Raw genomic sequence first — 9693 nt, 5'->3', positions numbered from 1 at the left:
ACCGGGGCGTCCCCGCCCACCGCCACGGACCCGACCTGGATCTGCCGGCTCTTCCGGCGCTCGGCGAGCCTGGTCGGAACGGACGGCATGCCGAGCGGGACAGCGGTCATGGCCTCACCCCCGGTTCCCGGAGACCGTCTCGCGCATGGCGCGCAGCGACTCCTTCAGGGACCCCATGGTGGCGAGGACGGCGGTGGGCTCGTAGCCGCAGTGCGCCATGCAGTTGGCGCAGCGCGGGTCCTTGCCGCGGCCGTACCGGTCCCAGTCGGTGTCCTCGATGAGCTCCCGGTACGTCGGCACATAGCCGTCGCTCATCAGGTAGCAGGGGCGCTGCCAGCCGAAGAGGGAGTAGTTCGGGATCGCCCACGCGGTGCACGGGAAGTCGACCTTGCCCTCGAGGAAGTCCAGGAACAGCGGGGAGTGGTTCAGCCGCCAGCGGCGCCGGTTGCCGCCCGCGAAGGCCTTCCTGAACAGCTCCCGGGTCTGCTCCACGCCCAGGAAGTGTTCCTGGTCGGGGGCCTTCTCGTAGGCGTAGGCGGGCGAGATCATCATCTCGTCGACCTCGAGGTCGTCGTTGAGGTAGTCGAGCACCTCGACGATGGTCTGCGGGGTGTCGGTGTTGAAGAAGGTCGAGTTGGTGGTGACCCGGAAGCCGCGCCGCTTGGCCTCCTTGATGGCCGCCACGGCCTCGTCGAACACGCCCTCCTTCGCCACCGACTCGTCGTGGCGCTCGCGCAGCCCGTCGATGTGCACGGCGAACGCGAAGTAGGGCGAGGGGGTGAACTTGTCCATCTTCTTGCGCAGCAGCATGGCGTTGGTGCACAGGAAGACGTACTTGCGCCTGGCCACCAGCTGGCGCACGATCTCGTCGATCTGCGGGTGCATCAGGGGTTCGCCGCCGGCGATCGACACCATGGGCGCCCCGGACTCCAGTACCGCGCCGACGGCCTGGGCGACGGGCATCCGCTGCTTGAGCACCCCGGCCGGGTGCTGGATCTTGCCGCACCCCTCGCACTTGAGATTGCAGGCGAAGAGCGGTTCCAGTTCGACGATCAGCGGGAACTTGTCCCGCCCGCGGAGCTTCTGTTCGGCCAAGTATGTAGCGACCTTGATGGACTGACGCAGCGGCATGGCCATCTGGCTCACCTCCTGGGGAGCGGCAGGGAACGGTGCCATTCGTGGAAAGCCGGGAGTACGGACCGGAGCACGCGGAAAGCCGATATTCCACCGCGCACCGTGCCGATCCGGACGAGCTCGTGTTCAGGAGCGTCCACGATCACCCGGACGGCCGCAACCGGGCGCTCGCCCATGCGGACGGCGCTCAGAAGCGTGGCGGCGGATTCCATGTCGGCCGCGATCGCGCCGGTCGCGAGCAGATCGGCCCGTTCGTGACCGCGGACGACATGGTCGGAGCCGGTGAGCGGACCGGTGTGGACGGTGCGCCCGGGCACCGCGCGCCCCAGCTCCTTCACCAGCAGTTCGGTCCCCACGCACGGGACGCTGCCGCGCGGGTCCCGGGTCTCCCCGGCGACGACCAGGTCGCCGGGGTGCATCCCGGGGGCGAGCCCGGCGCAGAAGCCCGTGGCGAGGACGGCCGCCCGGTTCAGCTCCGGGCCGGCGAGCATCCGGGTGACGGACCGCTCGGCCGCCGCCGGTCCCATGCCCGTACGCAGGACGGTGACCGGTATGCCCGTGTCCCCGTCGCCCCGCCCGGCGCGCTCCCGCCCGCGCAGGGCGAACCGCTCGATGCCGAGCGCGCAGGCGATCAGCAGCGGGGCCGGGGCGGGCCGGGGTGCCATCAGCTTCCCTTCGCCTCGGCGAGCGGCTGCCCGGGCCCGCTCTTCGCCACGACGGGTTTCTTGCTGAACGGCTCCCCGTGCACGTACCGGCCGAGCGCCGTGAGCGGGAAGACCTGCCGGTAGAGGTGGTAGTTGATGGAGAAGTCCCAGGGAAACCCGGTGCCGGTGAAGTACGGCTCGTCCCAGGAGCCGTCCTCGTGCTGGGTGGCCGCCAACCACCGGACGCCGCGTTCGACGGCCCGGGAATCCCGCTCCCCCGCCGCCAGCAGCGCCATCAGCGCCCACGCCGTCTGCGAGGCGGTCGAGGCGCCGCGCCCGCTCCACTCCCGGACGTGGCGGTAGGAACGCAGGTCCTCGCCCCAGCCGCCGTCGTCGTTCTGCACCTTCTCCAGCCAGGCCACGGCCCGCCGGATCGCGGGGTGCGAGCCGGGGATGCCGGCGGCGGCCAACGCGGGGACGACGGAGCCGGTGCCGTAGAGGTAGTTGACGCCCCAGCGTCCGAACCAGGAGCCGTCGGGCTCCTGTTCGGCGAGCAGCCACTGGATGCCGCGCCGGGTGCGCGGATCGTGGGCGAGCCCTTCGACGGCGAGCATCTCCACGACGTGCGCGGTGACGTCGGCCGACGGCGGGTCGATGACCTCGCCGAAGTCGCAGAACGGCAGCCGGTTGGGGAACGGGCTGGTGTTGTCGACGTCGAAGGCGCCCCAGGCGCCGTTCCTCGACTGCATGCCGAGGTTCCAGCGGACCCCGCGCCCGACGGCGTTGTCCAGCCGCTCGGGGTCGTGGTGCTTGACCCGCCGCAGCGCGAGGACCACCTCGGCGGTGTCGTCGATGTCCGGGTAGTTGTCGTTGTGGAACTCGAACGCCCAGCCCCCGGGCGGCAGATGGGGCCGGCGCACGGACCAGTCGCCGGGCCGCACGATCTGCTCGCCGAGCATCCAGTCGGCGGCCTTGACCAGCTGCGGGTGGTCGGCGGGCAGGCCCGCGTCGGCCAGCGCGATGACGGCGAGGCAGGTGTCCCACACCGGGGACTGGCAGGCCTCGATCATCCGGGCCCCGTCCTCGCGCCACACGGCGAACCGGTCCAGCGACTTCAGACCCGCGCGCATCACCGGGTGGTTCAGGTCGTAGCCGAGCAGGTGCAGCGCGATGATCGAGTACACCGCCGGGGGCTGGATGCCGCCCCAGCAGCCGTCGTTCTCCTGCCGTTCGATGATCCAGCGGGCGGCGGTGTTCATGGCCGCCCTGCGCAGCCGGCGCGGGACGGCTCTGCGCAGCGTGTGCAGGGCCCTGTCCAGCCGCTGGAAGGCGCCGTCCCAGCTGTTCGGCGGTGCGAGCGGCCGGGGAGGGTTGGGGCGGTGCGGGTCGGTGTGCAGCTCGTCCAGCGGGAACGGGGCGGGGCGCACCGGCCGCTCGGCGGAGACGATGGTCAGCGGCACGATGGTCTGCCGGGCCCAGCAGCCGAAGTCGTAGATGTTGAGCGGCACCCAGGACGGGAACCAGATCAGCTCGGGCGGGAGTTCGGGCAGGTCCTCCCACTTCCACCAGCCGAACAGGGCCAGCCAGATCCGGGTGAAGACGCGGGAGGCGGCGATGCCGCCCCGTTCGCGGATCCAGGCGGAGGCCTTCGCCATGTGCGGGGCGTCGGGCGGATCGCCGGCCAGCCGCAGGGCGACGTATGCCTCGATGGTGGCGGAGAGGTCGCCGGGGCCGCCGTGGAAGGTGGCCCAGGTGCCGTCCTCGCGCTGCTCGCCGCGGACGAACAGGGCGGCGGCGCGGGTGGTGTCCTCGTCGCGGATGCCGAGGAACTGACGCAGCAGCAGGTCCTCGGCGTCCATCGTGACGTTGGTCTCGAGGTCGCCCTTCCACCAGCCCTGGTCGTCCTGCCGGGACAGCAGGAAGTCGGTGGCCCGCCGCACGGCGCGGGCGGCGATGTCGGGAACCCCGGCCGCCTCGGGGATGTCGGTGTCGTTTTCGCTGGCCGCGGTCACTCGGGACGGCCACGCCGCCCCGGTGCTTCCGTCGGTCGTCGCTGTCATGGCTTCCCCTTCGTGCAGTCCTGCGAGTGGTGTCTGCTGTGGGTCCGCCGTCGGCCGGTGCCGTTCTCCCCGCAACACCGGCCGGCGACTACGCGAGGGCTATTCGACCGATAGTGATCATCTCTTTCGTACGACGACGAAGTCCGCGAGCGCCGTGAACCGCTCCCGCACCGGGGCGGGCATGTCCACGGCGTCGAGGGCCTCGATGGCAACGGTGTGCTGACGGCGTGCCTCTCCGGCGGTCCAGTCGCGGCCGCCGGCCTCCTCGATGAGGGCGGCACGGGCCGCGAACTCCTCCTCGGAGAAGTTCGCGAAGTCGCTGCTCTTGGCGTCGGCGGCGAGGATCTCACCGAGCCGCTCGGAGGCGGGGCCGCCCGCCGCGAGCGCGGCCACGACCGGGAGGGACTTCTTGCGCTGGCGCAGGTCGCTCCAGGTCTGCTTGCCGGTGGCCTCCGGGTCGCCCCAGATGCCGAGGAGGTCGTCGACGGCCTGGAAGGCCAGGCCGAGGTGGTAGCCGTACGTCTCCAGCGCGTCGGCGGTGCGGTCGTCCGCGCCGCCGAGCACCGCGCCGATGGAGCTGGCGCAGGCGAGCAGGGCGCCGGTCTTGTTGCCCTCCATCTCCAGGCACTCCTCGACGCTGACGCGGTCGCGGTGCTCGTAGGAGATGTCCTGCGCCTGGCCGTCGATGAGCGCACGGCTCGCCGCGGTCAGCCGGCGGGTGGCGCGGCCCGCCTCCACCGTGCCGAGCTCCAGCAGCACCTCGTTGGCCAGGGCGAACAGGGCGTCGCCGACCAGGATGGCCTGGGCGGGGCCGTGCACCTTCCAGACGGTGTCGCGGTGCCGGCGCTGTTCGTCGCCGTCCATCAGGTCGTCGTGCAGGAGGGAGAAGTTGTGGACCAGTTCGACGGCGACCGCGCCGGGGACGCCGGTCTCGGGGGCGGCCCCGGTGACCTCGGCGGACAGCACGGCGAGGGCGGGGCGCACGGCCTTGCCGCCGTCGCCGTCCGCGGGCCGGCCGTGGGCGTCGATCCAGCCGAAGTGGTAGGCGGCGACCGTGTCCATGGGAGGTGCCAGGCGGTCGACGGCCGCCCGCAGTACCGGCGTGGCCAGGGTCCGGCCGCGCTCCAGGAGCGCGGACACGTCCACCGCGGTCCTTCGAGCGGCCTGCGAGGCCGGGGGCACAGTGGGCACAGTCTCTCCTCTTGTTGCGGTACCGGGGGTGCGGGAACCTGCCGCGCCGCTCTGCTGCAGCATCAGGCCGCCTCCTCGATCGCGAAGAGGTGGCGGGGGCGGGGCCGGCCGAGGGCGCTCAGCGCGGCGTCCGCCGCGCCGACGCCGCTGCGGACCGCACTCTCCATGGTCGCGGGCCACCCGGTGGCGGTCCACGCTCCGGCCAGGTACAGGCCGGGGGCCTTGGTGCGGGCGCCGGGCCTGAGACGTCCGACGCCGGGGGCGGGTGCGAAGGTGGCGGTGCGCTCCCGGGTGACGAAGAAGTCCTCGACCCGGGCACCGCGGGTGCGCGGAAGCAGTCGTTCCAGTTCGGGCAGGTACCGCTCGCGCAGCGCGGTGACCGGCTCGTCGATGTCGTCCTGGGCGACGGACTGGGAGAGTGCCAGGTACTGGCCGCGCTTCAGTCCGGACGCGTCGGTGCGGTCGAAGACCCACTGCACGGGGGTGCCGAGGGCGGCGAAGAAGGGGCGCCCGAGCACCGTGCGGTCGTAGACGACGTGCACGTTGAGGATCGGGGCGGTGCCGAGGGCGAGCAGCCGTTCGGGGGCGTCGAGCGCGCCCGCGGGCAGCAGGCCGTACGCCTCGCGCTGGGGTACGGCGAGGACGACCGCGTCGGCGTGGACCGTCTCGCCGGGAACCCGGACGCTCCATCCTCCGTTCCCGTCCGCGGAGACGGAGGTGACCCGTGTACGGACCTCGGTACGCACGCCCGCGGAGTCGAGCGCCTCGCGGGCGAGCCGGTCGTGCAGTTCACCCAGCGGCACCCGGGCCCAGCCGATGTCGGCCGCCGAAGGGTCGGACAGCAGACCGGTCTTGAACACCATCGCGGCGAGCGACAGGGACGTGTCGCCCGCGACCGCGTTGAGGGTGGCGACCCCGACCAGGTCCCACAGGGCCTCGACGGCGCGCGCCGACTGGCCGTGCGCGGCCAGCCAACTGCCGAAGTCCTGGGTGTCCAGGGCCGGATCGGCGAGGTCGAGTCCCTTCAGCGCGAGCGCGGCCCGGCCGACCCTGGCCCGGTCGGCCAGCGACAGGTGCGGATAGGTGGCGAGGCTGCGCCCCAGGTGCAGGGGCACGGGCAGCGCGTCGCGCCGCAGCCTGCCGAGCCGCCGCCCCTCGGGGCGCGTGACGTCGAGCACGGGCACGTCGAGACGGTCCTGCAGCGGTGCCAGCGCCGCTCCGCCGATCCGGTCGAGGAACCAGCGGTAGGCGGTGCAGCAGCGCAGGTACACGTGCTGGCCGTTGTCGACGGTCAGGTCGCCGCGCCGGAAGGAGAAGGCGAGCCCGCCCAGGCGCGGCCGGCCTTCGAGCAGGGTGACGCCCACCCCGGCGTCGGCGAGGGCGAGCGCGGCGGTGACGCCGGCGAGCCCGCCGCCGACGACCACGGCGCGCCGTCCTGCCGGACCGGGATCGTCCGTGCGCGGCCCCGCGGAGCGTGTGCCGTGGCTCATGCGCCCTCCCCTGTCCGGCCGGTGCGCTGCTCGAACGGTGCGGAGCCGGCCGTCTCAGTCTGGGACGCGGCGTCGCGGCGGAGGGTTGCCCGCCGCTTTCCGCCGGGGTGCGAGGCGTCCATCAGGCGCGCCTCCTGACGGTGCGCCGGGTCACGTGCCGGGTGTCCAGGCCGGACAGGCCGCGTACCGCGACGTACGCCTTCTCGCGTCCGGGCAGGGAGACCCGGCCGCGCAGCACCGCCCCGGGGTCGCGCTCGATGCGGTCCAGGAGCCGGCGGTAGATGCCGGCCATGGCGGCGACGCAGGCGCCGCTGCGCCGGTCGAGCAGGGGGAGCAGCCGGTAGCCCTCGGCGAAGAGGGCGCGGGCCCTGCGCACCTCGAAGTGCACCAGGCCCGCGAAATCGGAGCCCTCCGGTGATGTCGGCCCGTCGAATCCGGCCGAGCAGCCGAACTTGGCGAGGTCGTCGGCGGGCAGGTAGGTGCGCCCGCCCTCGGCGTCCTCGCGGACGTCGCGGAGGATGTTGGTGAGCTGGAGGGCCAGGCCGAGCGTGTCGGCGTACTCGGGTGCGCGTTCGGCGCCGCGCGCCCCCCTTTCCGTACCGAACACCCCGAGCGAGAGCCGCCCGATGGCGCCCGCGACACAGCGGCAGTAGACCTTGAGGTCGTCCCAGGTCTCGTAGGTCTCGCCGCGTACGTCCATCTGGACGCCGTCGATGAGTTCGTCCAGGCCGCCGAGCGGGATCGGGAAGTGCGCGGCGGCGTGGGCGAGGGCGACCGCGACCGGGTCGGTGTCGTCCTCGTCGACCGCGCCGTCGCGGATCCGGGTGAGCAGCGCCCGGGTGTCCTCCAGCCGGGTCACCTTGACGTCGTTCGCCAGCGGGCCGTCGCCGATGTCGTCGACACGCCGGGAGAACGCGTACAGCGCCGACATCGCGCGCCGCTTGGGCGCCGGCAGCAGCCGGATGCCGTAGGCGAAGTTGCGTGCCTGCTGTCCGGTGACGGCCTCGCAGTAGCTGTAGGCGGCGAGTACCGGTGCGGACGCGGGCGGTTGCGGCTCCACGGTCCGGATCACCCCTTTCCTCGCAGAGTCGCGCCCGCCTCGCGCAGCAACTGGACCTTGCCGGGCTTGGGCGGGCCGGGAAGTACGTCGTATTCGGCGGCGGCGATCGCGTGGAGGGCCGCCCTTCCTCCCGCCACGAACCCCGCGAGCAGCAGTCTGAGCCTGCCGTGGACGCTACCCACGAGGGGGGTGCCCTCATTCAGCAGCTCCCGGGCGCGTTGCGCCTGGTACGCGACCAGTGCGCGCACCGACGCGCCCGCGGTGGGCGCGGCGAGGTCCGCCTCCTGGACGTGGAAGCGCTTCATGTCCGCGGCGGGCAGGTAGACGCGGTCGCGGCCGAGGTCCTCGGCGACGTCCTGGAGGTGCTCGACGATCTGGAGGGCGGTGCAGACCGCGTCGGAGCGGCGGACGCGCTCGGGCGTCGAGGTGCCGGTGACGGCGAGGACGAGGCGGCCGACGGGGTTGGCCGACAGTTCGCAGTAGGCGAGCAGGTCGTCGTAAGTCTCGTACCGCTTGACGAGCTGGTCCTGGCGGTTGGCGGCGATCAGGCCGAGAAAGGGCTCGGGGGTCAGCGCGTGGCGGCGGACCGTCGGCCGGAGCCGGCGCAGCAGCGGATGGCCCGGCTCGGGGCCCGCCGGGTCGAACACCCGGCGCAGGTCCGCCTCGAAGGCGTCCAGCAGTGCCGGCCGGTCCTCGGCGGCCTCCTCGGGCACTCCGAGGAGGCGGGCGTCGGCGCCGCCGGGGGCCAGGTCACCGTCGCCGATGTCGTCGACCAGACGGGCGAACCCGTACACCGCCATGAGGTCGTCGCGCCAGGGCCGGGGCAGGAAGAAGGGGGCCACGGGGAAGTTCTCGGCGGCGGCCTTGTCGAGGGTGGCGCGCCCGGGGTCGGCGGCGCGCGCCGCGGCCACGGGCCTCATCGCGGACTGCCATGGGCGGGGACGGCACACACTGCGCTCAGCAGGGGAGTCTCCATAGCCATCGCCGTCACATCTCCCGTTCTACACTGTTGACCCAATGCGCACTATTTCGGACACGCCGCCCAGGCTTTCGCCGGGCGGCATCGCTGGATGATGTCGGGCATTATGGCCCTGATTGCCGTCTTTCGGGACCGGTACAGCTTACGTTGTACAACGCGGCGCGTGACGGCGGGGGCTGCGCACCACACGACAACACACCGATCGGCGTCAAGATTTCGCCGGACGGACGGAGTTGACGTCTCCTTCGCAGACGCCGGGCCCCGCCGGACAGTTCCGGCGAGGCCCTCGTGGCACCGGACTACTTGCCCGTGAACTTCTCGTACTCCCGGAGCACCTCGTCGGTGGGCCCGTCCATGCGCAGCTCACCGCGCTCCAGCCAGAGCACGCGGTCGCAGGTGTCGCGGATCGACTTGTTGTTGTGGCTGACCAGGAACACCGTGCCGGCCTGCTTGCGCAGCTCCCGGATCCGGGCCTCGGAGCGCTTCTGGAACTTGCGGTCGCCGGTGGCCAGGGCCTCGTCGATCATCAGGACGTCGTGGTCCTTGGCGGCGGCGATGGAGAAGCGCAGCCGGGCCGCCATGCCGGAGGAGTAGGTGCGCATCGGCAGGGTGATGAAGTCACCCTTCTCGTTGATGCCGGAGAAGTCGACGATCTCCTGGTACCGGGCCTTGATCTGCTCGCGGGACATGCCCATGGCGAGCCCGCCCAATATGACGTTCCGTTCGCCCGTCAGGTCGTTCATCAGGGCGGCGTTGACGCCGAGCAGGGAGGGCTGGCCGTCGGTGTAGACCTTGCCCCGCTCTGCGGGCAGCAGTCCGGCGATGGCCCGCAGCAGGGTCGACTTGCCCGAGCCGTTGGAGCCGATCAGGCCGATGGCCTCGCCCCGGTAGGCGACGAAGGACACCCCGCGCACCGCGTGCACCTTGCGCACGCCCCGCTCCTCGCCCCGCTTGACGATGCGGCTGAGCGCCGCCGTGGCGCTGCCCTTGCCGGTCCTCGCGCCGTTGACGCGGTAGACGATGTGCAGGTCGTCGGCGATGACCGTGGGGATCTTCTCGTCGGTGGTGTCAGCCACGGCCGTACCTCTCCTCAGCCTTCCAGAAGTAGACGAACCCGATCACGCCGGCCAGCAGC

9 protein-coding genes are annotated in these 9693 nt (G+C 72.5%); all 9 read right to left on the bottom strand.

Features of this window, described 5'->3' with window-relative positions; translation table 11 throughout:
• Positions 1-114: 114 nt before the first annotated feature.
• Positions 115-1137: an adenosyl-hopene transferase HpnH gene (hpnH, locus tag AB0A94_RS38210; protein ID WP_361751589.1), complete on the bottom strand. Its 1023-nt coding sequence runs from the start codon at positions 1135-1137 to the stop codon at positions 115-117.
• A gap of 5 nt (positions 1138-1142) precedes the next feature.
• A complete protein-coding gene (locus AB0A94_RS38205; RefSeq protein ID WP_361751587.1) occupies positions 1143-1799 on the bottom strand; it encodes a 1-hydroxy-2-methyl-2-butenyl 4-diphosphate reductase in 657 nt (218 codons plus the stop codon).
• Entirely contained in the window at positions 1799-3838 is a 2040-nt protein-coding gene (shc, locus tag AB0A94_RS38200) for a squalene--hopene cyclase (protein ID WP_361751585.1), read from the bottom strand. Before shc ends, AB0A94_RS38205 begins: the two co-directional genes overlap by 1 nt.
• Positions 3839-3955: 117 nt before the next feature.
• Positions 3956-5020: a polyprenyl synthetase family protein gene (locus AB0A94_RS38195; RefSeq protein ID WP_361751591.1), complete on the bottom strand. Its 1065-nt coding sequence runs from the start codon at positions 5018-5020 to the stop codon at positions 3956-3958.
• A gap of 71 nt (positions 5021-5091) precedes the next feature.
• Positions 5092-6519 (bottom strand): hydroxysqualene dehydroxylase HpnE, encoded by a 1428-nt coding sequence (gene hpnE, locus AB0A94_RS38190; RefSeq protein ID WP_361751583.1) that lies wholly within the window; start codon positions 6517-6519, stop codon positions 5092-5094.
• Positions 6516-6641, bottom strand: coding sequence for a DUF6380 family protein (locus AB0A94_RS38185; protein ID WP_361751581.1), 126 nt, complete (start codon positions 6639-6641; stop codon positions 6516-6518). Before AB0A94_RS38185 ends, hpnE begins: the two co-directional genes overlap by 4 nt.
• Positions 6641-7591, bottom strand: coding sequence for a presqualene diphosphate synthase HpnD (gene hpnD, locus AB0A94_RS38180; RefSeq protein WP_361751579.1), 951 nt, complete (start codon positions 7589-7591; stop codon positions 6641-6643). Before hpnD ends, AB0A94_RS38185 begins: the two co-directional genes overlap by 1 nt.
• Positions 7588-8499, bottom strand: coding sequence for a squalene synthase HpnC (hpnC, locus tag AB0A94_RS38175; protein ID WP_361751577.1), 912 nt, complete (start codon positions 8497-8499; stop codon positions 7588-7590). Before hpnC ends, hpnD begins: the two co-directional genes overlap by 4 nt.
• A gap of 358 nt (positions 8500-8857) precedes the next feature.
• Positions 8858-9634 carry an ABC transporter ATP-binding protein gene (locus AB0A94_RS38170; protein ID WP_361751575.1) on the bottom strand — a complete coding sequence of 259 codons (777 nt, stop codon included), beginning with the start codon at positions 9632-9634 and terminating at the stop codon, positions 8858-8860.
• Positions 9635-9693 lie beyond the last annotated feature (59 nt).

Origin of the sequence: Streptomyces sp. NPDC044984, assembly GCF_040646935.1 — a bacterium.
Lineage (GTDB): Bacteria > Actinomycetota > Actinomycetes > Streptomycetales > Streptomycetaceae > Streptomyces.
The sequence above is the reverse complement of the archived record's forward strand: the minus strand, read 5'-3'. Positions and strand labels throughout refer to the sequence as shown.

Excerpts from the sequence above, each read along its gene's own strand:
- hpnH (WP_361751589.1), bottom strand. The coding sequence starts at position 1,137 with ATGGCCATGCCGCTGCGTCAGTCCATCAAGGTCGCTACATACTTGGCC.
- AB0A94_RS38205 (WP_361751587.1), bottom strand. The coding sequence starts at position 1,799 with ATGGCACCCCGGCCCGCCCCGGCCCCGCTGCTGATCGCCTGCGCGCTC.
- shc (WP_361751585.1), bottom strand. The coding sequence starts at position 3,838 with ATGACAGCGACGACCGACGGAAGCACCGGGGCGGCGTGGCCGTCCCGA.
- hpnE (WP_361751583.1), bottom strand. The coding sequence starts at position 6,519 with ATGAGCCACGGCACACGCTCCGCGGGGCCGCGCACGGACGATCCCGGT.
- hpnC (WP_361751577.1), bottom strand. The coding sequence starts at position 8,499 with ATGAGGCCCGTGGCCGCGGCGCGCGCCGCCGACCCCGGGCGCGCCACC.
- AB0A94_RS38185 (WP_361751581.1), bottom strand. The coding sequence starts at position 6,641 with ATGGACGCCTCGCACCCCGGCGGAAAGCGGCGGGCAACCCTCCGCCGC.